General features: G+C 74.2%; 23 protein-coding genes. 15 read left to right on the top strand and 8 right to left on the bottom strand.

The window, feature by feature from the left end; translation table 11 throughout:
* Positions 1-45: 45 nt before the first annotated feature.
* The 3 genes from ACFW1I_RS02960 (at position 46) to ACFW1I_RS02950 (ending at position 3,010) form a co-directional block, all read left to right on the top strand.
* A complete protein-coding gene (locus tag ACFW1I_RS02960; protein WP_384665481.1) occupies positions 46-1,494 on the top strand; it encodes a DUF2252 domain-containing protein in 1,449 nt (482 codons plus the stop codon).
* 137 nt (positions 1,495-1,631) lie between these two features.
* Positions 1,632-2,618 carry a hypothetical protein gene (locus ACFW1I_RS02955; RefSeq protein ID WP_384665479.1) on the top strand — a complete coding sequence of 329 codons (987 nt, stop codon included), beginning with the start codon at positions 1,632-1,634 and terminating at the stop codon, positions 2,616-2,618.
* Positions 2,619-2,668: 50 nt separating this feature from the next.
* On the top strand, positions 2,669-3,010 hold the full coding sequence (locus tag ACFW1I_RS02950; RefSeq protein WP_031003026.1) for a rhodanese-like domain-containing protein: 342 nt from the start codon (positions 2,669-2,671) through the stop codon (positions 3,008-3,010).
* A 59-nt stretch (positions 3,011-3,069) separates the two neighbouring features.
* On the opposite strand, the gene ACFW1I_RS02945 is transcribed toward ACFW1I_RS02950, so the two are convergent.
* The 6 genes from ACFW1I_RS02945 to paaA all read right to left on the bottom strand — a co-directional run bounded on the left by ACFW1I_RS02945 (position 3,070) and on the right by paaA (position 7,929).
* The gene (locus ACFW1I_RS02945; protein WP_384665477.1) at positions 3,070-4,203 is read right to left on the bottom strand and encodes an acyl-CoA dehydrogenase family protein; all 1,134 of its coding nucleotides are present in this window, start codon (positions 4,201-4,203) and stop codon (positions 3,070-3,072) included.
* 96 nt (positions 4,204-4,299) lie between these two features.
* Positions 4,300-5,361: a 2Fe-2S iron-sulfur cluster-binding protein gene (locus ACFW1I_RS02940; protein WP_384665475.1), complete on the bottom strand. Its 1,062-nt coding sequence runs from the start codon at positions 5,359-5,361 to the stop codon at positions 4,300-4,302.
* Positions 5,362-5,865 (bottom strand): 1,2-phenylacetyl-CoA epoxidase subunit PaaD, encoded by a 504-nt coding sequence (paaD, locus tag ACFW1I_RS02935; protein ID WP_384665473.1) that lies wholly within the window; start codon positions 5,863-5,865, stop codon positions 5,362-5,364.
* On the bottom strand, positions 5,859-6,635 hold the full coding sequence (gene paaC, locus ACFW1I_RS02930; protein WP_384665471.1) for a 1,2-phenylacetyl-CoA epoxidase subunit PaaC: 777 nt from the start codon (positions 6,633-6,635) through the stop codon (positions 5,859-5,861). The genes paaD and paaC overlap by 7 nt, the downstream gene beginning before the upstream one ends.
* Entirely contained in the window at positions 6,632-6,919 is a 288-nt protein-coding gene (paaB, locus tag ACFW1I_RS02925; RefSeq protein ID WP_030493720.1) for a 1,2-phenylacetyl-CoA epoxidase subunit PaaB, read from the bottom strand. Before paaB ends, paaC begins: the two co-directional genes overlap by 4 nt.
* Positions 6,916-7,929, bottom strand: coding sequence for a 1,2-phenylacetyl-CoA epoxidase subunit PaaA (gene paaA / locus ACFW1I_RS02920; RefSeq protein ID WP_319011494.1), 1,014 nt, complete (start codon positions 7,927-7,929; stop codon positions 6,916-6,918). Before paaA ends, paaB begins: the two co-directional genes overlap by 4 nt.
* Positions 7,930-8,092: 163 nt before the next feature.
* Here paaA and ACFW1I_RS02915 point away from each other — a divergent pair, with 163 nt between their 5' ends.
* The 3 genes from ACFW1I_RS02915 to ACFW1I_RS02905 are packed head-to-tail and all read left to right on the top strand — an operon-like array spanning position 8,093 to position 10,769.
* On the top strand, positions 8,093-8,788 hold the full coding sequence (locus ACFW1I_RS02915) for a DUF5819 family protein (protein WP_384665470.1): 696 nt from the start codon (positions 8,093-8,095) through the stop codon (positions 8,786-8,788).
* A complete protein-coding gene (locus tag ACFW1I_RS02910; RefSeq protein ID WP_384665468.1) occupies positions 8,785-10,068 on the top strand; it encodes an HTTM domain-containing protein in 1,284 nt (427 codons plus the stop codon). The genes ACFW1I_RS02915 and ACFW1I_RS02910 overlap by 4 nt, the downstream gene beginning before the upstream one ends.
* On the top strand, positions 10,065-10,769 hold the full coding sequence (locus tag ACFW1I_RS02905) for a TrmH family RNA methyltransferase (RefSeq protein ID WP_384665466.1): 705 nt from the start codon (positions 10,065-10,067) through the stop codon (positions 10,767-10,769). Before ACFW1I_RS02910 ends, ACFW1I_RS02905 begins: the two co-directional genes overlap by 4 nt.
* Before the next feature lie 7 nt (positions 10,770-10,776).
* On the opposite strand, the gene paaN is transcribed toward ACFW1I_RS02905, so the two are convergent.
* Positions 10,777-12,474 (bottom strand): phenylacetic acid degradation protein PaaN, encoded by a 1,698-nt coding sequence (paaN, locus tag ACFW1I_RS02900; protein ID WP_384665464.1) that lies wholly within the window; start codon positions 12,472-12,474, stop codon positions 10,777-10,779.
* Positions 12,475-12,658: 184 nt separating this feature from the next.
* Here paaN and ACFW1I_RS02895 point away from each other — a divergent pair, with 184 nt between their 5' ends.
* Both ACFW1I_RS02895 and ACFW1I_RS02890 read left to right on the top strand, forming a co-directional pair.
* Positions 12,659-14,173: a 3-hydroxyacyl-CoA dehydrogenase gene (locus tag ACFW1I_RS02895; protein ID WP_384665463.1), complete on the top strand. Its 1,515-nt coding sequence runs from the start codon at positions 12,659-12,661 to the stop codon at positions 14,171-14,173.
* On the top strand, positions 14,170-14,760 hold the full coding sequence (locus ACFW1I_RS02890; protein WP_031003006.1) for a TetR/AcrR family transcriptional regulator: 591 nt from the start codon (positions 14,170-14,172) through the stop codon (positions 14,758-14,760). The genes ACFW1I_RS02895 and ACFW1I_RS02890 overlap by 4 nt, the downstream gene beginning before the upstream one ends.
* A gap of 89 nt (positions 14,761-14,849) precedes the next feature.
* Here ACFW1I_RS02890 and ACFW1I_RS02885 read toward each other — a convergent pair whose 3' ends face one another.
* Positions 14,850-15,416, bottom strand: a complete 567-nt coding sequence (locus ACFW1I_RS02885; protein WP_384665461.1) for an Lrp/AsnC family transcriptional regulator — start codon at positions 15,414-15,416, stop codon at positions 14,850-14,852.
* A 186-nt stretch (positions 15,417-15,602) separates the two neighbouring features.
* Between ACFW1I_RS02885 and pdhA the strand changes: the two genes are divergently transcribed.
* The 7 genes from pdhA (at position 15,603) to ACFW1I_RS02850 (ending at position 23,561) form a co-directional block, all read left to right on the top strand.
* Positions 15,603-16,754, top strand: coding sequence for a pyruvate dehydrogenase (acetyl-transferring) E1 component subunit alpha (pdhA, locus tag ACFW1I_RS02880; protein WP_384665459.1), 1,152 nt, complete (start codon positions 15,603-15,605; stop codon positions 16,752-16,754).
* Positions 16,751-17,788 carry an alpha-ketoacid dehydrogenase subunit beta gene (locus ACFW1I_RS02875; RefSeq protein WP_384665457.1) on the top strand — a complete coding sequence of 346 codons (1,038 nt, stop codon included), beginning with the start codon at positions 16,751-16,753 and terminating at the stop codon, positions 17,786-17,788. The genes pdhA and ACFW1I_RS02875 overlap by 4 nt, the downstream gene beginning before the upstream one ends.
* Entirely contained in the window at positions 17,788-19,194 is a 1,407-nt protein-coding gene (locus ACFW1I_RS02870) for a dihydrolipoamide acetyltransferase family protein (protein ID WP_384665455.1), read from the top strand. The genes ACFW1I_RS02875 and ACFW1I_RS02870 overlap by 1 nt, the downstream gene beginning before the upstream one ends.
* A gap of 90 nt (positions 19,195-19,284) precedes the next feature.
* Complete coding sequence (locus tag ACFW1I_RS02865; RefSeq protein WP_384665453.1) at positions 19,285-20,181, top strand: DUF6457 domain-containing protein; 897 nt, start codon at positions 19,285-19,287, stop codon at positions 20,179-20,181.
* Entirely contained in the window at positions 20,151-21,467 is a 1,317-nt protein-coding gene (locus ACFW1I_RS02860) for a molybdopterin molybdotransferase MoeA (protein ID WP_384665452.1), read from the top strand. Before ACFW1I_RS02865 ends, ACFW1I_RS02860 begins: the two co-directional genes overlap by 31 nt.
* Positions 21,455-22,546 carry a potassium channel family protein gene (locus tag ACFW1I_RS02855; protein WP_384665450.1) on the top strand — a complete coding sequence of 364 codons (1,092 nt, stop codon included), beginning with the start codon at positions 21,455-21,457 and terminating at the stop codon, positions 22,544-22,546. The genes ACFW1I_RS02860 and ACFW1I_RS02855 overlap by 13 nt, the downstream gene beginning before the upstream one ends.
* Before the next feature lie 34 nt (positions 22,547-22,580).
* Positions 22,581-23,561, top strand: coding sequence for an NAD(P)H-quinone oxidoreductase (locus ACFW1I_RS02850; protein ID WP_384665448.1), 981 nt, complete (start codon positions 22,581-22,583; stop codon positions 23,559-23,561).
* Positions 23,562-23,675: the final 114 nt, after the last annotated feature.

Below are 23,675 nucleotides of genomic sequence, written 5' to 3'. Positions count from 1 at the left end.
AAGTCATCGGAACCTTTCGGACCAGTCATCGGGGGAGGTCGTCCCATGGACGAGATCCAGGCCGTCGTGCCAGGACAGCGTGGAGAAACAGGCGGGGAGCGCATCCCGCACGTGCCCGGATTCGCACGGCGCGGCGGCACCACGGAGCACTCCCCCAGGGCGCTCGGCAAGCAACTGCGGACCACCGTCCCCCGCTCCTCCCACGCACGGCTCACCCTCCCCGCCGGGCGCCCCGACGCCGTCCGCGCCGTCGAGGAGTCCAGCCGCGGCCGCGTCCCCGAACTCACCCCCATCCGCGTCGGCCGCATGGCCGCCAACCCCTTCGCGTTCCTGCGCGGTGCCGCCGGCCTCATGGCCCACGACCTCGTCGGCACCCCCGTCACCGGCGTCGCCGCCCAGCTGTGCGGCGACGCCCACGCCGCCAACTTCGGCCTCTACGGCGACGCCCGCGGCCGGCTCGTGATGGACCTCAACGACTTCGACGAGACCGTCGTCGGCCCCTGGGAATGGGACCTCAAGCGGCTCGCCACCTCCCTCGTCCTCGCCGGCCGGGTGGTCGGCGCGGACGAGGACACCTGCCGGGCCGCCGCCTTCGACACCGTCGGCGCCTACCGGCGCACCATGCGCCTCCTCGCCCGGCTCCCCGCCCACGACGCCTGGAACGCGATACCCGACGAGGAGCTCGTCTCCCACACCGACGCCCGCGACCTCCTCGGCACCCTGGAACGGGTCTCCGCCAAGGCCCGCAACAACACCAGCGCCCGGTTCGCCGCCCGCTCCACCGAGACCGTCGCCGAGACCGACGGCGGCGGACGCCGCTTCGTCGACGCGCCCCCCGTCCTGCGCCGCGTGCCCGACGCCGAGGCCGCCGCCGTCACCGCCGCCCTCGGCGACTACCTGGAGACCGTCTCCGAGGACCGCCGCCCGCTCCTCGCCCGGTACGCCGTCCACGACGTCGCCTTCCGGGTCGTCGGCACCGGCAGCGTCGGCACCCGCTCCTACGTCGTCCTGCTCCTCGACCACCGCGGCGAACCGCTCGTCCTCCAGGTGAAGGAGGCCCGGCCGTCCGTGCTCCTGCCCCACCTGCCCGCCGCCGGGTTCGCCGTCCCCGACCCCGGCCACGAGGGCCGCCGCGTCGTCCTCGGACAGAAGCGCATGCAGGTCGTCAGCGACATCCTGCTCGGCTGGACCACGGTCGACGGGCGCCCCTTCCAGGTGCGCCAGTTCCGCAACCGCAAGGGCAGCGTCGACCCCGCCGCGCTCACCGCCGACCAGGTCGACGACTACGGCCGCATGACCGGCGCGCTCCTCGCCCGCGCCCACGCCCACAGCGCAGACCCGCGCCTGATAGCCGGCTACTGCGGCAAGAACGAGGAGTTCGACGAGGCCGTAGCCGCCTTCGCGGTCACCTACGCCGACCGCACCACCGAGGACCACGCCGACCTGCTCACGGCGATCCGCACCGGGCGCATGGCGGCTGAGCTGGGCGTGTGAGCGGGGCGGCCGAGCCGGACCGCTGAGAGCTGAGAAGTGAACGAGGGGGAGGGGAGGGAGGGGGAGGGAGGGGGGAGGGGCCCCCTTGTGAGGACCTACGCTTGAGGGGTCGGGCCGGAACGAGGACGTGGGCGGGCGTGAACGTGAGCGAGGACCAGGGCGAGCACCAGGGCCGGGGCCAGGAGCCGGGTCAGGGCCAGGAGCCGGAGCCGAACCCGGGTCCGCAGCAGACGCCGGACCCGGAGGCGAACCCCGAGCCCGAGACGGACGCCGGGGCGAACCCCGAGTCGGACGCGAACGCCGGGGCGAACGCCGAGCCGGGGGCCGGCGCTGCGGCGGGGGCTGGTGGGGAGCGGCCGGAGGCTCGGTTGGAGCGGGCTGTTCGGGTGGCCGAGCAGGCGTTGATCGAGTTCGAGATCGCGGTGGAGACCTTCCGGGTCGAGGTGGAGAACTTCTCGCGGCTGCACCACCAGAAGCTGGGCCCGATGTACGCGCGGCTCGACGAGCTGGACGCGTCGATCGCGGAGGCGCGGGCGGCGCGGACCGGTGACCCGGAGGATCTGCGGCTGGCGCGGGAGGCGCGGGCGGCGGTGCTGCCGCTGCCGGGGGTCGAGGTGCTCTTCGACGACTGGATCGACTCCGACGGGCTCTCCCCCGAGGCGGCCGCGATGCTGACCGAGCGGCCGGTGCAGCCGCCGCAGCGGGTGCGGCCCAGCGAGGAGGTGCGCCGGCTCTACCGTGAGCTGGCCCGCAAGGCACATCCCGATCTGGCCCGTGAGGACGACGAGCGGAAGCGTCGGGAGGAGTTCATCACCCGGGTGAACGCCGCCTACGCGCGCGGCGACGAGGGGTTGCTGCGGGAGCTCGCCGACGAGTGGGAGGCCGGTCCGGTGCCGGCCGAGGAGCGGCTGAGCGAGAGCGAGGAGCTGTACGCGCGGCTGGAGTGGCTGGCGCAGCGCAAGGACCTGCTGTCGGCGCTGGCGCGGGAGCTGGAGGACAGCGCGATCGGGTCGATGCTGCGGCTGGCGCCGGAGGACCCGGACCGGCTGCTCGAGGAGATCGCCGAGCAGCTGCGCGGTCAGGTGTCCGAGCGTGAGGCCGAGCTGGCCACGCTGGTGCAGTAGGTTTTCCGAGGTCGAGGCGGTTCCGCCGTACACGAGAGAAGGTCAGTGCCATGAGTTTCGCCCCGCTGCCGTCGGTGCCCGCCGCGTCCGTGCCCGCCGATGCCCTGGTGCTGGACGTGCGGGAGGACGACGAGTGGGCGGCCGGCCGGGTCGAGGGTGCGCTGCACGTGCCGATGAGCGACTTCGTGGCGCGGTTCGCCGAGGTCGGTGAGCAGCTCGCCGAGCACGGCCGCGCCTATGTGATGTGCCGGGTGGGCGGCCGGTCGGCGCAGGTGACGCAGTACCTGGTGCAGCAGGGTTACGACGCGGTGAACGTGGACGGCGGGATGGTGGCCTGGGAGGGCGCCGGGCGTCCCGTGGTGTCGGACAGCGGGCCCGGTTTCGTCGCCTGAGCCGTGCCGTCGGTGGGTCGTCGGTGTGACGGCGGCGTGGTGGCGGCGTGGTGGCGCGGTCAGTCGAGGGGGTGGGTGGCGATGAGGTCGCCCAGGGTCTCCTCGTGGGCGGCGGCCGGGCCGAGGGAGAGTTCGAGGTACTTCGCCCAGGCGTGGTAGCGGTGCAGCGGGTAGTCGGTGTCGGCGCCGAAGCCGCCGTGCAGGTGCTGGGCGGTCTGGACGACCCGGCGGACGCCTTCCGCGGCCCAGATCTTGGCGACGGCGAGGTCCGCCTCGGCGGGCAGTGCCGCGTCGGCGCCGGTGGTGACGCGCCAGGCTGCCTGCCACAGGGTGGCCTCCATCGCGCGGAGGTCGATGTAGCGGTCGGCGGTCTGGACGGCGACGGCCTGGAACGTGGCGACGGGATGGCCGAACTGTTCCCGCTTGCCGGTGTACTGGCTCGTCATGGTGAGGACCTGCTCGCCGAGGCCGAGGGCGAGCGCGCAGGTCCCGGTGGTGAGCAGGGCGCGGAGGGCGGGCCAGGCGTCGGCGGAGTCGAGGACCCGGTCGGCGGGGAGGCGGGCGCCGTCGAGGCGTAGCCGGGCGAGGCGTTCGCCGTGGGTGCCGTACTGGGCGTCGAGGGTGAGTCCCGGGTGGTCGCGGGGGATCAGCGCGAGGACGGTGCGGCCGTCGGCGGTGTGGGCGGGGACGGCGGTCAGGTCGGCGTGGTAGGCCCACGGGACGTGGTCGGTGGTGCCGTCGAGGATCCAGTGGGTGCCGTCGTGGCGTGCGGTGACGGCGCGCTCGGCGGGTTCGTGGCCGGTGGTGCCGTGGGCGGCGGCGGTGAGGACGAGTCGTCCGGCGGTGACCTCGGGGAGGAGCGCGGCGGCGGTGTCGGCCGGGGCGTGCCGCTGGACGACGTGGGTGACGGCGGTGGTCTCCAGGAGGGGGACGCGGGCCAGGACGCGGGCGGACTCGCGCAGGACGAGGCAGAGGGCGACGGGGTCGAGGCCGGTGCCGCCGTGTTCGGGGGCGACGAGGAGCCCGAGGAGGTCGGTGGCGGCGAGGCGCTGCCAGAGGGGGCGGTCGAGGTCGTCGGCGACGGCGGTGGGGGTGAGGGCGGGGCTGGGTACGGCGTCGGGTGCGACGTCGGCGAAGACGGTACGGGCCGTCTCCGCGGCCGCCTGCTGTTCCTCGGTGAACGTGAAGTCCATGACCCTGTCCTTCCGTTGCTGTTCCGGCGGCCCGTCAGGCAGCACTTTTCTGACGGGCCGTCAAGATAGAACAGGTTCTAGCGGAAGGGAATGGGCTCAGCGGTCGAAGTCCAGCTCCACGTCGGGGGTGGCCGGGTGGGACTGGCAGGCCAGGACGTAGCCGGCGTCGGTCTCCTCCGGTTCGAGGGCGAAGTTGCGGTCCATGCGGACCTCGCCGCCGACGACGAAGGCGCGGCAGGTGCCGCAGACCCCGCCCTTGCAGGCGTAGGGGGCGTCGGAGCGGGCGCGCAGGACCGTGTCGAGGAGGCTTTCGCCGCGCTCCACGGGCCAGGTGCCGGAGCGGCCGTGCAGGGTGGCCGTGAGGGTGGCGTGGGCGGGGGTGTCGGCGGTGGGGACGGGCGCGGGGCCCGAGCCGTCGTCGACGTGGAAGATCTCCTGGTGGACGCGGGTGCGGTCGACGCCGAGTCCGCGCAGGGCCCGCTCGGCGCCCTGGACGAGGCCGTAGGGGCCGCAGAGGAACCAGCCGTCGATGGCGCCGACCGGGAGGAGGGCGGGCAGGAGGGCGGTGAGCCGGTCCTCGTCGAGGCGGCCGGAGGGGAGTCCGGCCTGCTGCTCCTCGCGGGAGAGGACGGTGACGAGCTGGAACCGGTCGGGGTGACGGTCCTTCAGGTCGGCGACCTCGTCGAGGAACATGGTGGAGGCGGCGGTGCGGTCGCTGCGGATCAGGCAGAACCGGGCCTCTGGTTCGCGGTCGAGGAGGGTGGCGGCCATGGAGAGCACCGGGGTGATGCCGCTGCCGCCGGCGACGGCGGCGAAGTGGCCGGGGCGTGGGTCGAGGACGAACCGGCCGGTGGGGGCCATGACGTCGACGGTGTGGCCGGGGGTGAGTTCCTTGAGGGCCCAGGTGGAGAAGGCGCCGCCGTCGACGAGGCGGATGCCGACGCGGAGTTCGGGCCGCTCGCCGGCCGGGGCGGCGGGGGAGCAGATCGAGTAGGTGCGGCGGATCTCCTGGCCGGACTCGTCGGTGCGGCGCAGGGCGAGGTGCTGGCCGGGGCGGTGCCGGAAGGTCTCGTGGAGGGCGTCGGGGACCGCGAAGGTGACGGCCACGGAGTCGTCGGTGAGCCGCTCGACCCGGCTCACCGGGAGCGGATGGAACATCTACAGCTCCTTGAAGTGGTCGAAGGGTTCGCGGCAGGCGGCGCAGCGGCGCAGGGCCTTGCAGGCGGTGGAGGAGAAGCGGCTGAGGAGTTCGGTGTCGGTGGAGCCGCAGTGGGGGCAGCGGATGGCCAGGGTGAGGGCGACGGGTCCGCCGGCCGGGCCCTGGGGGCGGGGCGGGGCGATGCCGAACTCGGTGAGTTTGCGGCGGCCTTCCTCGCTGATGTCGTCGGTGGACCAGGCGGGGGCGAGGACGGTGACGACGGTGACGTCGGGGATGCCGTGCTCGTGGAGGGCGTGCTCGATGTCGGTGGACATCGTCTCGACGGCGGGGCAGCCGGTGTAGGTGGGGGTGAGGGCGACCTCGACGCGGCCGGGGCCGGTGACGTGGACGCCGCGGAGCACGCCGAGTTCGGCGAGGGTGAGGACGGGCAGCTCGGGGTCGGGGACGGCGCCGGCGATCCGGGCCAGCTCCGCTTCGAGCGGGGTGGCGGTGGCGGTCACCATGTCGCCCCCGGGTGGCTGCGGTGCAGGTGCTGCATCTCGGCGAGCATCCGGCCGAAGTGTTCGGTGTGGAGGCCCTGGCGGCCGGCTCCGGCGCGCCAGGCGCCGGTGCGGGGGCCGGTGGGGACGGTGAGGCCGGCGCGGGTGAGGACGGCGGTGACGGAGTCGAGCCAGGTCGCTTCGAGGGCGGTGGTGTCGAGGCCGAGGCCGTCGAGGGGCTGGAAGAGCTCGCCGGTGTACCGCCAGAGGGCGTCGCACGCCGTCTGCATGCGGCGGTGGCTCTCGTCGGTGCCGTCGCCGAGGCGGAGGGTCCAGTGCTCGGCGTGGTCCTGGTGGTAGGCGACTTCCTTGACGGCCTTGGCGGCGAGTCCGGCGAGCGGGGTGTCGCCGTCGGCGAGGGCCGCGTAGAGGAGGCGCTGGTAGGTGGAGAAGTACAGCTGGCGGGCGATGGTGTGGGCGAAGTCGCCGTTGGGCTGTTCGACCAGCTGGACGTTGCGGAAGGCGCGCTCCTCGCGGAGGAAGGCGAGTTCGTCCTCGTCGCCGGCGAGGGAGAGCAGGACGCGGGCCTGGCCGAGGAGGTCGAGCGCGATGTTGGCGAGGGCGACCTCCTCCTCCAGGACGGGGGCGTTGCCCGCCCACTCCCCCAGGCGCTGGGCGAGGACGAGGGCGTCGTCGCCGAGGGCGAGGGCCGCGGCGGTGACGGCGGGGTCGGCGGCCTGTGCGGCGGGCGTGCCCGGGGTGCCGGTGGTGCCGGTGGTGTCGGTGGTGGTCACAGGTGCTTCACCCCCTCCGGGATCTCGTAGAAGGTCGGGTGCCGGTAGGGCTTGTCGGCGGCCGGTTCGAAGAAGGGGTCCTTCTCGTCCGGGGAGGAGGCGGTGATGGCGGCGGAGGGCACGACCCAGAGGGAGACGCCCTCCATGCGGCGGGTGTAGAGGTCCCGGGCGTTGCGCAGGGCCATTTCCGCGTCGGGGGCGTGGAGGCTGCCGGCGTGGGTGTGGGAGAGCCCTCGGCGGGAGCGCACGAACACCTCCCACAGGGGCCAAGTGTCGCTGCTCATGCCTGTGCCTCCCCGTGCTGTCCGGTGTGCTTGCGCGCGTAGGCCGCGGCGGCCTCTCTGACCCAGGCGCCGTCCTCGTGGGCCTGGCGGCGCTTGGTGATCCGCTGGTCGTTGCAGGGGCCGTTGCCCTTGAGCACGTCCCAGAACTCGTCCCAGTCGATGGGGCCGAAGTCGTAGTGCCCGCGCTCCTCGTTCCACTTCAGGTCGGGGTCGGGGAGGGTGAGGCCGAGGGCCTCCGCCTGCGGGGCGGCGATGTCGACGAAGCGCTGGCGCAGTTCGTCGTTGGAGTGGCGCTTGATCTTCCAGGCCATGGCCTGGGTGGAGTGGGTCGACACGTCGTCGGGCGGGCCGAACATCATGAGGGACGGCCACCACCAGCGGTCCACCGCGTCCTGGGCCATGGCGTGCTGGGCCTCGGTGCCGCGGGAGAGGGCGAGCAGGGCTTCGTACCCCTGGCGCTGGTGGAAGGACTCCTCCTTGCAGACGCGGACCATGGCCCGGGCGTACGGGCCGTAGGAGCAGCGGCAGAGGGGGACCTGGTTGGTGATGGCGGCGCCGTCCACGAGCCAGCCGATGGCGCCGACGTCGGCCCAGGTGAGGGTCGGGTAGTTGAAGATCGACGAGTACTTCTGGCGGCCGCTGTGGAGCTTGTCGAGGAGCTCGTCGCGGCTGACGCCGAGGGTCTCGGCGGCGCTGTAGAGGTACAGGCCGTGGCCGGCCTCGTCCTGGACCTTGGCCATGAGGATGGCCTTGCGGCGCAGCGAGGGCGCGCGGGTGATCCAGTTGGCCTCGGGCTGCATGCCGATGATCTCGGAGTGGGCGTGCTGCGCGATCTGGCGGACGAGGGAGGCGCGGTACGCCTCCGGCATCCAGTCGCGCGGCTCGATGCGCTCGTCGGCGGCGACCGCGGCGTCGAACACCGCCTCGCGGGCGGCCTGTGCCGCCGCGTCCGCGGCATCCGTGCCGGGCGCTTCCGCGGTCACTGCCGTCCCTGCCGTCCCTGCGGTCATCGGACCCCCTACCGACCGATCGTTCGGTTGAATGACTTCAATGGTGGGTCGGCGGCCCGTATGGTGTCAACCCTGTGGATAACCGCCTGCTCCGTTCGGGGCGCAGACGAGCGGGTCACCGGGTGGGACGGGATCGGGTCGGGAAGCCCGGGAACGGGGTGGGATGAGCGCGCACATCGACGGCAGCGAGGAGCGGCGGCCGGCCGCGGGGATCCTGGCGCTGTCCATGCCGTACCAGGTGGTGGCCGCGGTGGCGCTCGCCGCGCTGGCCGTCCTCGCCTGTCTGCACCTGGCCATGGTGTTCCTGCACGTGGCCCCGTCGAACACGGTCACCAAGCAGCACGGTCAGGCCGTCGACGACTGGATCTACCCCGAGTTCGAGCAGAACTGGAAGCTCTTCGCGCCCAATCCGCTCCAGCAGAACGTCTCCGTCGAGGTCCGTGCCGAGGTCGCCGACGCGTCGGGCACCCGGCGGACCACCGGCTGGATCGACCTCACCGCGCAGGACGTCGAGGACGTCCGGGGCAACGTCTTCCCCAGCCACACCGAGCAGAACCAGCTGCGCCGGGCGATCGACTGGTACGGCAACGCGCACGACGACGAGGGCCGCCCGAAGGGGATGCGCGGCCGGCTGTCGGAGCAGTACATGCGCCGCATCGTGCTGCCGCGCATCGAGGGTCCGCAGGCGCGCGCGGACGTCGGCGGGACGGTGGAGCGGATCCAACTCCGCCGGGTCGTCCGCCCGGTGCAGGCGCCGCACTGGAGCACCGAGAAGCGCTCCACCACCCCCTCCATCAGCACCATGCCCTGGTGGGACATCACCGACGCCGACCGCAGCCGTAGGGAGACGAGCCGATGACCGCCCCCCGCCCCGCACCGGCCGCGGCTCCGGCGCGCGTGCCCTTCGACCGCCGGCTGGCCCGGGCCGTGCAGACGGTCACCTCGCGCGCGCTGGGCCCGTACCAGACCGCGATCGTCCGCATCGGCTTCTCGCTGACCTGGCTCTTCTTCCTGCTGCGGGAGTTCCCGCACCGGCACGAGATGTACGGCCCCGACGGCCCCTGGTCGTTCGACCTCGCCCGCCGGCTGATCGCCGACAACCGGGCCTTCTCGGTCCTGATGTGGTCCGACGGGCGGCTCTGGTTCGAGGTGGTCTACGGGCTGGCGGTGGTGGCCGCCGCGCTGCTGCTCGTCGGCTGGCACACCCGGGCCGTCTCCGTGGTCTTCATGGTCGGCGCGCTGTCGCTGCAGAACCGGTCCGTCTTCCTCGGCGACGGCGGCGACAACGTGGTGCACCTCGTCTCGCTCTACCTCACGCTGATCCGCTGCGGCCAGGTGTGGTCCCTGGACGCCCGGCGGGCGGCCCGGAAGGCCGCCCGGGGCGAGGAGGCCCCCCGGCGGGTGGAGCTCGCCGGTCCGGCCCTCTGGGTCGTCCTCGGCGGCTTCCTGGTCGCCGCGACCTGGTTCAGCCCGGTCACCGGCGAGTGGTGGATGTACGTGCTGCTGTGGGTGCTCTGGCTCGGCCAGGGCCTGTGGTGGCTGGTGGAGCAGTACGCGCCGGGCGAGCCGCGCGTCCTCCTCGACGTCCTCGCGAACCTCGTCCACAACGCGACGCTGCTGGTCCTCATGGCCGAGGTCTGCCTGATCTACGCCACCGCCGGCTGGTACAAGATCCAGGGCTCGCGCTGGCAGGACGGCACCGCGCTCTTCTACCCGCTGCACCTGGACTACTTCACGCCCTGGCCGGCCCTCTCCGAGCTCCTCGCCTCCAGCGGGATCATGGTCATGCTGCTCAGCTACGGCACCGTGATCGTGCAGGTCGCCTTCCCCTTCACGCTGTTCAAGCGCAAGGTGAAGAACGTCCTGCTCGTCGCGATGATGCTGGAGCACGCGGGGATCGCGCTGCTGCTCGGCCTGCCGGCCTTCTCGATGGCGATGATCGCCGCCGACGCCGTCTTCCTGCCCACCGTCTTCCTGGTGTGGCTCGGGGCGCGCGCGGCCCGCGGCCGGGACCGGCTGCTGCGGCGGAAGGCCACCGCGCCGGAGCTGCCCCCGCAGCGGCCCGCCGGGGCACCCGCCGAGGGGCCGTCCGGCGGGGACGCGGGCGGCGAGGCCGCCCCCCGTACCCTCGTCGGGTGAGCACCACCGAAGAGAACCCCGTCCCGGCCGGCGCCGAGCCGCTGCAGTACGACGAGGGCTACGGCCCCGAGGTCGGCGTCGGCCCGCACCCCGCGCCGTGGCCCGAGGACCCGCGCTACGACCGCGAGCTGCTGGCCGAGGGCGACCGGCGCAACGTCGTGGACGCCTACCGGTACTGGACGCGGGAGGCGATCGTCGCCGACCTGGACACCCGCCGGCACGACTTCCACGTGGCCGTGGAGAACTGGGGCCACGACTTCAACATCGGGTCGGTGGTGCGGACCGCCAACGCCTTCCTGGCCAAGGAGGTGCACATCGTGGGGCGGCGCCGCTGGAACCGGCGCGGCGCCATGGTCACCGACCGCTACCAGCACGTGCGGCACCACCCCGACACCGAGGCGCTCACCGCGTGGGCGGCGGCCGAGGACCTGCCGATCATCGGCATCGACAACCTGCCGGGCTCGGTGCCGCTGGAGCGGACCGTGCTGCCCCGCCGCTGTGTGCTGCTCTTCGGGCAGGAGGGGCCCGGGCTGACCGAGGAGGCCCGCCGCCACGTGCGGACGGTCTGCTCGATCGCCCAGTTCGGCTCCACCCGGTCGATCAACGCCGGGGCGGCCGCCGCGATCGCCATGCACGCCTGGATCCAGCGCTACGCCGACGTGCCGGCCCCCGCACAGGAGACCGGCACGCCGGGCCGCTGAGCGCGGGTCACGCCTGGCGGCGCACCTCGACCACGCGGAAGCGGTTGGAGACGAAGGCGCCGTCGCACAGCGCCGCGTTCGCCGCCGGGTTGCCGCCCGAGCCGTGGAAGTCGGAGAACGCGGCCGTCTGGTTCACGTACACCCCGCCCGTCAGGTTGAGCGAGAGCTGCGCCGACTCCTCCAGGCAGATCTCCTCCACGGCCCGCTCGGTGTCGGCGGAGGTCGTGTAGGCGCCGACCGTCATCGCGCCCTTGTCGCGGATCGTGCGCCGCAGCAGCTCCAGGCCGTCGGCGGTGGAGTCCACCGAGACGGCGAAGGAGACCGGGCCGAAGCACTCCGAGAGGTACGCGGCCTCCGCGTCCGGCTTCGAGCCGTCCAGCTTCACCATGACCGGGGTGCGGACGACCGCGTCGGGGAAGTCCGGGTTGGCGACCTCGCGGGAGGCGAGCGCCACCTCCCCGAGACCGGCGGCCGCCTCCAGGCGGGCCTTCACGTCCGGGTTGACCAGGGCGCCGAGCAGGGCGTTCGCCCGGGCGTCGTCGCCGAGGAGGCCGCCGACCGCGCCGGCCAGGTCGGCCACCACCTCGTCGTACGACTTGGGGCCCTGGTCGGTGGTGATGCCGTCCCGGGGGATCAGCAGGTTCTGCGGGGTGGTGCACATCTGGCCGCTGTACAGGGACAGCGAGAACGCCAGGTTGGACAGCATCCCCTTGTAGTCGTCGGTGGAGTCGATCAGCACCGTGTTGACGCCGGCCTTCTCCGTGTAGACCTGGGCCTGCCGGGCGTTGGCCTCCAGCCAGTCGCCGAACTCGGTGGAGCCGGTGTAGTCGATGATCCGGATCTCCGGGCGGACCGCCAGGGTCTTGGCGATGCCCTCGCCCGGGCGCTCGGTGGCCAGCGCCACCAGGTTCGGGTCGAAGCCGGACTCGGCGAGGACCTCCCGGGCGACCTTCACGGTCAGCGCGAGCGGCAGGACCGCGCGCGGGTGGGGCTTCACCAGGACCGCGTTGCCCGTGGCGAGCGAGGCGAACAGGCCCGGGTAGCCGTTCCACGTCGGGAAGGTGTTGCAGCCGATGACCAGGGCGACACCGCGGCCGACCGGGGTGAACTCCTTGCTCAGCTCCAGCGGGTCCCGCTTGCCCTGCGGCTTGGACCAGGCGGCCCGGCCGGCGGGGGTGCGGGTCTGCTCCTCGTACGCGTACGCCACCGCCTCCAGGCCGCGGTCCTGCGCGTGCGGGCCGCCGGCCTGGAACGCCATCATGAACGCCTGGCCGCTGGTGTGCATGACCGCGTGGGCGAACTCGTGGGTGCGGGCCGAGATCCTGGCCAGGATCTCCAGGCAGACCAGGGCGCGCGTCTCCGGACCGGCGTCGCGCCAGCCGGACAGGCCGGCCCGCATCGCGGGCAGCAGCACGTCCACGTCCGCGTGCGGGTACTCGACGCCCAGCTCGGGGCCGTACGGCGAGACCTCGCCGCCGGTCCAGCCGTCGGTGCCCGGCTGGTCGAGGTCGAAGCGGCCGTTCAGCACCGCCTGGTGGGCGGCGAGGCCGGCGGCGGCGTCGAGCGAGCCGTCCGCCCCGTACGCCTTCGGGTGCTCCGGGTAGGGCGACCAGTAGGCACGGCTGCGGATGGTGGCGAGGGCCTGATCGAGCGTGGACCGGTGCTTCTCGGCCAGAACGTCGGTGATCGGCTGGGCGGTGGCCATGGATGGACCAACTCCTCGTCGAGCTGGGCAGGGAGACGCGTACGGAGTTAGAGTAACCGAACGATCGGTCGGGGCAAGGGGGTCCGTCGATCCTGTGGAAAACCGATCGGGGAGGATCACTCCTATGAGCGCGGGCAGCGAAGCGGACGTGCGTGCCAACGGGACCGTCAGGGGGAGCGCCACCATGGACGAGGCAATCGGGCGGGACCGGACGGTCGCCGTCGTCGGCACCGGCACGATGGGCCAGGGGATCGCACAGGTGGCGCTGGTCGCCGGCCACCCCGTACGCCTCTACGACAGCGCCCCCGGCCGGGCCGCCGAGGCCGTCGCCGCCATCGGCGCCCGCCTCGACCGGCTCGTCGAGAAGGGCCGGATGGCCGCCGCCGAGAGCGAGGCCGCCGCCGGCCGGCTGCACGCCGCCGAGGACCTGGCCGAGCTCGCCGACGCGGCCCTCGTCGTCGAGGCGATCGTCGAGGACCTGGAGGTCAAGCAGCGCCTCTTCGCCGACCTGGAGAAGACCGTCGGCGACGACGCCCTCCTCGCCACCAACACCTCCTCCCTCTCCGTCACCGCCATCGGCGGCCGCCTGCGGCTCCCCGGCCGCTTCGTCGGCCTGCACTTCTTCAACCCGGCGCCGCTGCTCCCCCTCGTCGAGGTCGTCCGCGGCTTCGCCACCGACGAGACCGCCGCCACGCGCGCGTACGAGACGGTCCTGGCCTGGGGCAAGACGCCGGTGCGCTGCGCCGACACCCCCGGCTTCATCGTCAACCGGATCGCCCGCCCCTTCTACGCGGAGGCCTTCCGCGTGTACGAGGAGGGCGGCGCCGACCCGGCCACCATCGACGCCGTGCTGCGCGAGTGCGGCGGCTTCCGGATGGGCCCGTTCGAGCTGACCGACCTGATCGGACAGGACGTCAACGAGGCCGTGACCCGCTCCGTGTGGGACTCCTTCTTCCAGGACCCGAAGTTCACGCCGTCGCTGGCGCAGCGGCGGCTGGTGGAGTCGGGACGGCTCGGCCGGAAGTCGGGGCACGGCTGGTTCTCGTACGCGGAGGGCGCGGAGCGGCCCGCGCCGCGGACCGAGGCGCCCGCGAAGGCGCCGGAGCGGATCACCGTCCGCGGCGACCTCGGGCCGGCGGAGGCGCTGGTGGGGCTGTTCGAGGAGGCGGGGATCACCGTCCGGCGCAAGCGGGGCGACGGCCTCGTCGAGCTGCCGGGCGGCGTGAAGCTCGCCCTGGTGGACGGCGAGTCCTCCTTCGAGTACCACCAGGAGGAGATCGTCTACTTCGACCTCGCCCTGGACTACGCGGCGGCGAGCCGGATCGCCCTGTCGGCCCGGGAGGGGATCGCCCCGGACGCCCTCGCCGAGGCCGTCGGGCTCTTCCAGGCGCTGGGCAAGCAGGTCTCCGTCATCGGTGACGTGCCCGGCATGATCGTGGGACGGACGGTCGCCATGCTGGCCGACCTCGCGGCCGACGCCGTCGACCGGGGCGTCGCCACGGCGGAGGACATCGACACGGCCATGCGGCTCGGCGTGAACTACCCGGCCGGACCGCTGGAGTGGGCGGCGAAGCTGGACCACCGGTGGGTCTGCGCCCTGCTGAGGCAGTTGCACGAGCGCTACCCGACGGGCCGGTACGCCCCCGCCGTCGGTCTCGTGCGCCGGGGTTACACCGAGGAAGCGGAGGAGCTGCGATGACCACCGCCAGACGCGACACCTACACCCCCGAGACGCTGCTCTCCGTCGCGGTGCGGGTCTTCAACGAGCGCGGTTACGACGGCACGTCCATGGAGCACCTGTCCAAGGCGGCCGGGATCTCCAAGTCCTCGATCTATCACCATGTGGCGGGCAAGGAGGAGCTGCTGCGGCGGGCGGTCAGCCGGGCGCTGGACGGGCTCTTCGCGATCCTCGACGAGCCGGGCGCGGTGCGCGGCCGGGCGGTGGAGCGGGTCGAGTACGTGACCCGGCGGACCGTCGAGGTGCTGATAGCGGAGCTGCCGTACGTGACGCTGCTGCTGCGGGTGCGGGGCAACACCGCGACCGAGCGGTGGGCGATGGAGCGGCGCCGGGAGTTCGACCACCGGGTGGCCGAGCTGCTCGGGGCGGCCGCCGCCGAGGGCGACCTGCGGTCGGACGTGGACATCCGGCTCGCGACCCGGCTGCTCTTCGGCATGATCAACTCGCTGGTGGAGTGGTACCGGCCGCATCCGGACCAGGCGGAGCGCGACCAGCTCGCCGAGACCGTCGCCCACCTGGCCTTCGACGGGCTGCGGAAGGCCCGCTGAGGGCTCTGGAAGGGCCGCTGAGGGCTCTGGAAGGCGTACGAGAGGGCCCCGGGACGTCCCGGGGCCCTCTCCTTGCGTGCGCGGGGGCGTCAGGGCCTCGGGTCGGCGTTCAGGTCCATCTCGTCGAAGACGAGCAGGGTGCGGGTGGAGAGGACCTCCGGGATCGCCTGGAGGCGGGTGAGGACCAGTTCGCGCAGGGTCCGGTTGTCCGGGGTGTGGACCAGCAGCAGGACGTCGAAGTCGCCGCTGACCAGGGCGATGTGCGCGGCGCCGGGGAGCGCTTCGAGCTGCTCGCGGACCGTGCGCCAGGAGTTCTGGACGATCTTGAGCGTGATGTAGGCGGAGGCGCCGTGGCCGGCCCGCTCGTGGTTGATCCGGGCGCTGAAGCCGCGGATCACGCCGTCGTCGATGAGCCGGTTGATCCGGGCGTACGCGTTGGCCCGGGAGACGTGCACGCGCTCGGCGACGGAGCGCACCGAGGCGCGGCCGTCCGTCCGGAGCAGTCGCAGGATGTCCCGGTCTATCGCGTCCAGCGGGCGTGCCGGGGCGGCGTACGCCGGCGTGTCCGGGGGAGCGCTCAGCACCTCGCCCGCGGCGTCGCCCGCCGCGTCGTCCGGGGCTCCGCCCCGGGCGACGGCCATTTGTTCATCCGCCATGTCCCCCCGCCTCTCTCCGGTGGACGACCTGTCTCTATCCCAGGCTGTGGAGAACCGTTTGTCCACAGGCTGGAGGTGCCTGTAGCCAAAATGCCTCCACGACCGAACAATCGGTAGGTGAGGCGCGCCACATTCGCGCCACCCGCCTTCGGGTCTTATGCCCGCTCCCACGAGGAGGTGGACTCGTTGCAACAGCGCAGTTCGACAGTCCAGGAGCCGCTCGCCGACTCGGCCTACCGGCCCACCCCGCCGCCGGCCTGGCGTCCGCGGACCGACCCCGCACCGCTGCTGCCCGACGCCGAGCCGCTGCGCGTGCTCGGCACGGACGCGGTGGCCGACGCCGACCCCGCGCTGCTGCGCCGGCTCTACGCGGAGCTGGTCCGCGGCCGCCGGTACAACGCCCAGGCGACCGCCCTGACCAAGCAGGGCCGGCTCGCCGTCTACCCGTCCACCACGGGCCAGGAGGCGTGCGAGATCGCCGCCGCCCTCGCCCTGGAGGAGCGGGACTGGCTCTTCCCGTCCTACCGGGACACCCTCGCGGCCGTCGCCCGGGGCCTCGACCCCGTGCAGGCGCTGACCCTGCTGCGCGGCGACTGGCACACCGGCTACGACCCGCGCCAGTACCGCATCGCGCCGCTGTGCACCCCGCTCGCCACCCAGCTGCCGCACGCCGTGGGCCTGGCCCACGCGGCCCGGCTCAAGGGCGACGACGTGGTCGCGCTCGCCATGGTCGGCGACGGCGGCACCAGCGAGGGCGACTTCCACGAGGCGCTGAACTTCGCTGCCGTCTGGCAGGCGCCGGTGGTCTTCCTCGTGCAGAACAACGGCTTCGCGATCTCCGTGCCGCTCGCCAAGCAGACCGCCGCCCCGTCGCTCGCCCACAAGGCCGTCGGCTACGGCATGCCGGGCCGGCTGGTGGACGGCAACGACGCGGTCGCGGTGCACCAGGTCCTCACCGAGGCCGTGGCCCGCGCGCGGCGCGGCGGCGGACCGACCCTCGTGGAGGCGATCACCTACCGGATCGACGCCCACACCAACGCCGACGACGCCACCCGCTACCGCGCGGACGGCGAGGTCGAGACCTGGCGGGCGCACGACCCGGTGCTCCTCCTCGAACGGGAGCTGACCGCGCGCGGCCTGCTCGACGAGGAGGGCCGGCGGGCGGCGGCCGAGGCCGCGGAGACCATGGCGGCGGAGCTGCGCGAGCGGATGAACGCCGACCCGGTGCTCGACCCGATGGACCTCTTCACCCACGTCTACGCCGAGCAGACCGCGCAGCTGCGCGAGCAGGCGGCGCAGCTGCGGGCCGAACTCGAAGCGGAGGGCGAGAGCCGATGACGACGGCGACGACCGGCGCGGCGGCCGCCAAGGCGGCGGGCCGGACCAAGCCGGCCACGATGGCGCAGGCGCTCCAGCGCGCCATGCGCGACGCGATGGCCGAGGACCCGACCGTCCACGTGATGGGCGAGGACGTCGGCACCCTCGGCGGGGTCTTCCGGGTCACCGACGGGCTGGCCAAGGAGTTCGGCGAGGACCGCTGCACGGACACGCCGCTGGCCGAGGCGGGCATCCTCGGCACCGCCGTCGGCATGGCCATGTACGGGCTGCGGCCGGTGGTCGAGATGCAGTTCGACGCGTTCGCCTACCCGGCGTTCGAGCAGCTCGTCTCGCACGTGGCGCGGATGCGGAACCGGACGCGCGGCGCGATGCCGATGCCGATGGTGATCCGCGTGCCGTACGGCGGCGGGATCGGCGGCGTCGAGCACCACAGCGACTCCTCCGAGATCTATTACATGGCCACCCCCGGCCTGCACGTGGTCACCCCGGCGACCGTCGAGGACGCCTACGGGCTGCTGCGGGCGGCCATCGCCTCCGACGACCCGGTCGTCTTCCTGGAGCCCAAGCGGCTCTACTGGTCCAAGTCCGACTGGTCGCCCGAGGCCCCCGCGCGCGTGGAGCCCATCGGCAGGGCCGTGGTCCGCCGTCCCGGCACCAGCGCCACCCTGATCACCTACGGCCCGTCGCTGCCGGTCTGTCTGGAGGCGGCCGAGGCGGCCACCGCGGAGGGCTGGGACCTGGAGGTCGTGGACCTTCGCTCGCTCGTGCCCTTCGACGAGGAGACCGTCGCCGCGTCGGTGCGCCGCACCGGCCGCGCGGTCGTGGTCCACGAGTCCGGCGGCTTCGCCGGCCCGGGCGCGGAGATCGCCGCCCGGATCACCGAGCGCTGCTTCCACCACCTGGAGGCGCCGGTGCTGCGGGTCGCGGGCTTCGACATCCCCTACCCGCCGCCGATGCTGGAGCGGCACCACCTGCCGGGCGTCGACCGGGTCCTGGACGCGGTCGCGCGGCTCCAGTGGGAGGCGGGGAACTGATGGCCCAGGTCCTGGAGTTCAAGCTCCCCGACCTCGGTGAGGGACTCACCGAGGCCGAGATCGTCCGCTGGCTCGTGGACGTCGGCGACGTCGTCGCCATCGACCAGCCGGTCGTCGAGGTCGAGACCGCCAAGGCGATGGTCGAGGTGCCCTGCCCGTACGGGGGCGTGGTCACCGCCCGCTTCGGCGAGGAGGGCACGGAACTGCCCGTCGGCGCACCGCTCCTGACGGTCGCCGTCGGCGCCTCCGCGGACGCGGGGACCGCCGCGTCCGTGCCCGCCCCCGAGGCGGAGCCGGCCGAGGCCGCCGTCTCCTCGGAGTACTCGGGCAACGTCCTCGTCGGCTACGGCACGGCGGGCCCCGCCGCCCGGCGCCGCCGGATCCGCCCCCAGACCCCGGCCGTCGCGCACCCCACGCCGAACGCGACGGTCGGTCCCCCCACGACGGCCGGCCCCCTCGCCGGGGCCGGTACCGTCGCGGCCGCCCCCGCCGCGCCGGCGGTCTCCGAGGGGCCCGTCGCGGTCATCTCCCCGCTCGTGCGGAAGCTGGCCCGCGACCGGGGCCTCGACCTGCGGGAGGTGCGCGGCTCGGGCCCCGAGGGGCTGATCCTGCGCGCCGACGTCGAGCGGGCCCTCACCGCCCGCGAGACGCCCGCCGTGACCGCCCCGGCCGCCGCGCTCGCTCCGGCCGCCGCCCCCGCCACGGGCACCGCCCCGGCCGGGGAGCGGATCCCGCTGCGCGGGGTGCGCGGAGCCGTCGCCGACAAGCTCTCCCGCAGCCGCACCGAGATCCCCGACGCGACCTGCTGGGTGGACGCCGACGCCACCGAACTCATGGCCGCGCGGGCGGCGATGAACGCGGCGGGCGGGCCGAAGATCTCGCTCCTCGCGCTCCTCGCCCGGATCTGCGCCCACGCCCTGGCCCGCTTCCCCGAGCTGAACTCCACCGTGGACACGGCCGCCCGCGAGATCGTCCGGCTGCCCGGGGTGCACCTCGGCTTCGCCGCGCAGACCCCGCGCGGGCTCGTCGTGCCCGTGGTCAGGGACGCCGGGAACCGGACCGCCGAGTCGCTGACCGAGGAGTTCGCCCGGCTCACCGAGTCGGCCCGGCAGGGCACCCTCACCCCGGCCGACCTCACCGGCGGCACCTTCACCCTCAACAACTACGGGGTGTTCGGGGTGGACGGCTCCACGCCGATCATCAACCACCCCGAGGCGGCGATGCTCGGCGTCGGCCGGATCATCCCCAAGCCCTGGGTCCACCAGGGCGAACTGGCCGTCCGTCAGGTGGTGCAGCTCTCGCTCACCTTCGACCACCGGGTCTGCGACGGCGGCACGGCCGGCGGCTTCCTGCGGTACGTCGCGGACTGCGTCGAGCAGCCCGCGGTGCTGCTGCGCACCGTCTGAGCCGACGACCGCGGGCCCGCCCGGCGCCCGGCCCGTCTCACCAGGAGACCGGCCGGGCGGCGGCGGGCCTCGGCGGCCCATACTGCTGGGGTGACCACCGCATACGACGCCGTCGTGCTCGCCGGGGGCGCCGCGCGGCGCCTCGGCGGCGTGGACAAGCCCGGGGTACGGGTCGGCGGCCGGGCCCTGCTCGACCGGGTGCTCGCCGCCTGCGCCGGGGCCCGCCGGACCGTGGTCGTCGGCGACCCGCGCCCGACGGTCCGGCCCGTCCGCTGGACCCGCGAGCAGCGGACCGGCACCGGCCCCGTGGCCGCCCTGGACGCCGGGGCCGAAAAGCTCCTGGCCGACGGCCGGTCGACGGAGCCCGCCCCCGAGGTCCTGCTCGCCCTCTCCGCCGATCTGCCGTTCCTCGGCGAGGCGACCGTCGGCCGGCTCCTCGCCGCGCTCGACGCCGCGCCGGACGCCGAGGCCGCGCTCCTCACCGACACCGACGGGCGCGACCAGCCGCTCGTCGCCGTCTACCGCACCGGCCCCCTGCGCCGCGAGCTGGACGCGCTGCGGCACGCCCACCGCGGCCTCGACCACCTCCCGCTCCGGGGCCTCACCGGCGGGCTCCGGATCGTCCGCGTCCCGGTCGGCCCCGACGAACCGGCGGCCTCCTTCGACTGCGACACCTGGGAGGACATCGCCACGGCCCGGGCCCGCATCAGGGACCATGGAGCCGTGCTGGACGAATGGATCACCGCAGTCAAGACCGAACTGGGCCTCGACCTGGACGTCGACACCGGCGTCCTGCTCGACCTGGCCCGCGACGCCGCCCACGGCGTCGCCCGCCCCGCCGCGCCGCTGACGACCTTCCTCGTCGGCTACGCCGCGGCGAAGGCCGCCGAGGACGGGACGGCCCCCGCCGAGGCGGTCGCCGAGGCCGCCCGCAAGGCCGCCGCGCTCGCCCAGCGATGGGCGGCCGAACAGGACGAGGCCGGATGACCCAGGGGTACCACCGCGCCACCCCCTGGCCCGAGGCGCGCGCCCGCGCCGCCCGCGCCGGAGCCGAGGCCCGGGCGGCCACGGACCGCCCGCCCGTCCGCGTACCCCTCGGGCAGGCCCTCGGCCGGACCCTCGCCGAACCGCTGCGGGCCCTCACCGACCTGCCCTCCTTCGACAGCTCCGCCATGGACGGCTGGGCGGTCGCCGGACCGGGCCCCTGGACCGTGCGCGAGGAGTCCGTCCTCGCCGGCCACGCCGGGGCCGCCGCCCTCGCCCCCGGTGAGGCGGTACGCGTCGCTACCGGCGGCCGCGTCCCCGCCGGCGCCACCGCCGTCCTCCGCAGCGAGCACTCCCGCACGGAGACCGGGGAGACCGGGACCCAGGACACCGCCTCCCGCGACACCCCGGCCGGAACGGTTCTGCTGCACCCCCTCCGCGAGGTCGTGACCGGGCAGGACATCCGCCCCCGGGGCCAGGAGTGCCGCGTCGGCGACGAGCTGCTGCCCGCCGGCACCGTCGTCGGACCGGCCGTGCTCGGCCTCGCGGCCGCCGCCGGATACGACGAGCCCGCCGTGCTGCCCCGCCCCCGGGTGGAGGTCCTCGTCCTCGGCGACGAGCTGCTGACGTCCGGACTCCCCCACGACGGCCTGATCCGGGACGCCCTCGGCCCGATGCTCGGGCCCTGGCTGACGGCGCTCGGCGCCGAGGTCCTGGGCACCCGCCGGATCGGCGACGACGCCGAGGCCCTGTACGACGCCGTCACGGGCTCCGCCGCCGACCTCGTCGTCACCACCGGCGGCACCGCCGCCGGGCCCGTGGACCACGTCCACGGGGTCCTCGACAAGGCCGGCGCCACCCTCCTCGTCGACGGCGTGAAGGTCCGCCCCGGCCACCCCATGCTGCTCGCCCGGCTGGACGCCGGACGCCACCTCGTCGGCCTGCCGGGCAACCCGCTCGCCGCCGTCTCCGGCCTCCTCACGCTCGCCGCGCCCCTCCTGGCAGCACGCACGGAGGAGCAGGCAGTGGCCACCGAAGCGCCCCGCGTCCCCGTCCGCGACGCCGTCCAGGGCCACCCGCACGACACCCGGCTCGTCCCCGTCCTCCACCGGGACGGGACCGTCGTACCGCTGCGCTACAACGGGCCCGCCATGCTGCGCGGCATCGCCGCCGCCGACGCCATGGCCGTCGTCCCGCCCGGCGGCGCCGAGCCCGGCCACCGGCTCGAACTGCTCGCCCTGCCCTGGCCGACCGAGGCGCCGTCCGCCCAAGGAGCATGTTTCACGTGAAACTTCCCAGCCGTGACGTCATGGCCCGCCATGCCGACGAGAAGGTCACCGGCGCGCGGATCCATCTGCCCCGCCGGTCCGTCGACCCGCTCCGCCAGGTCGGCCGGCGCCTCCTGATGGCCCTCGGCGTCCTCTTCCTGACCGTCCTCATCGTCTACGCCGACCGCGACGGCTACCACGACAACGCCAACGGGTCCGTCGACTTCCTCGACGCCGCCTACTACGCGACCGTCACCCTCTCCACCACCGGATACGGCGACATCGTCCCGTTCAGCGACTCCGCGCGGCTCGTCAACATCCTGGTGATCACGCCGCTGCGCGTGCTCTTCCTGATCATCCTGGTCGGCACCACTCTCGAGGTCCTCACGGAACGGACCCGGGAGGAGTTCCGCCTCAAGAAGTGGAGGTCCCACTTGCGCGACCACACCGTGATCGTCGGCTTCGGCACCAAGGGACGATCCGCGATCCAGACCCTCTGCGCCACCGGTCTCCGCAAGGACCAGATCGTCATCGTCGACCCCTCCGGCAAGGTCATCGAGGCGGCCAACCTCGACGGCTTCGTCGGCGTCGTCGGCGACGGCACCCGCAGCGACGTGCTGCTCCGGGCCGAGGTGCAGAAGGCCCGCCAGGTCGTCATCGCCACCCAGCGCGACGACACCGCCGTCCTGGTGACCCTGACCGCCCGCCAGCTCAACCGGGGCGCGAAGATCGTCGCCGCCGTCCGCGAGGAGGAGAACGCGCCGCTGCTCCGCCAGTCCGGCGCCGACGCGGTCATCACCAGCGCCTCCGCCGCCGGCCGGCTGCTCGGCCTCTCCGTGCTCAGCCCCAGCGCGGGCACCGTCATGGAGGACCTCATCCAGCAGGGCTCCGGCCTCGACCTCGTCGAGCGCCCGGTGACCAAGGCCGAGGCGGGCCGGAGCGTCCGCGAGACCGAGGACCTGGTGGTGAGCGTGCTGCGCGGCCACCGGCTGCTCGGCTACGACGACCCGCAGGCCAGCCCGCTCCAGCTCACCGACCGGGTCATCACCATCGTCCGGGCCGCCCCGGTCACCCCGCTCACCACACCCCCGGAGGACTGAGCACCCCCACCGGCCCCGGAGTAGCCTCGCCGCCATGCATGCGATCACGATTCCGGAACCCGGTGGTCCCGACGCCCTCGTCTGGGCCGAGGTGCCCGATCCCGTGCCCGGCGAGGGCGAGGTCCTCGTCGAGGTGGTGGCGAGCGCCGTCAACCGCGCCGACGTCCTCCAGCGGCAGGGCTTCTACGACCCGCCGCCCGGCACCTCGCCCCTTCCCGGCCTGGAGTGCGCCGGGCGGATCACCGCCCTCGGCCCCGGCGTCTCCGGCTGGTCGGCCGGCGACGAGGTCTGCGCGCTGCTCGTCGGCGGCGGCTACGCCCAGCGGGTGGCCGTCCCGGCCGGGCAGCTGCTGCCGGTCCCGAAGGGCGTCGACCTGGCCACGGCCGCCGCGCTCCCCGAGGTGGCCTGCACGGTCTGGTCCAACATCTTCATGATCGCCCACCTGCGGCCCGGCGAGACGCTGCTCGTGCACGGCGGGGCCAGCGGCATCGGCACGATGGCGATCCAGCTGGCCAAGGCGGTCGGCGCGAAGGTCGCGGTCACCGCCGGCAGCCCGGAGAAGCTGGCCCGCTGCGCCGAACTCGGCGCGGACGTGCTGATCGACTACCGCACCCAGGACTTCGTCGAGGAGCTCCGCGCGGCCACGGACGGCGCGGGCGCGGACGTGATCCTGGACATCATGGGCGCCAAGTACCTGGACCGGAACGTCCAGGCCCTCGCGGTCAACGGCCGGCTCGTCGTCATCGGCCTCCAGGGCGGCGTCAAGGGCGAGCTGAACCTCGGGGCGCTGCTCGCCAAGCGGGCCGCCGTGATGGCGACGACCCTGCGCGCCCGCCCGCTCCAGGAGAAGGCGGCGATCGTCGCGGCCGTCCGCGAGCACGTCTGGCCGCTGGTCGAGGGCGGCACGATCCGCCCGGTCGTCGACCGGACGCTGCCGATGCCGGAGGCCGCCGAGGCCCACCGCGTCCTGGAGTCCGGGGCGCACGTCGGCAAGGTGCTGCTGCTCGCGCCGTAGCCGCCGCGGCGGCTACGCGAAATGGGGGGGGGGGGGGCGACGCCCCCGAGGTTTTTTAGGGGCCGCTCGGCCCGTTCCTCGACGGCGTGCTCGCCGGCCGGGGGCCGCTGTCGG

The sequence above is a fragment of the Streptomyces sp. NPDC058955 genome (assembly GCF_042741435.1).
GTDB lineage: Bacteria > Actinomycetota > Actinomycetes > Streptomycetales > Streptomycetaceae > Streptomyces.
This window is presented reverse-complemented; position numbering and strand designations above follow the sequence as displayed.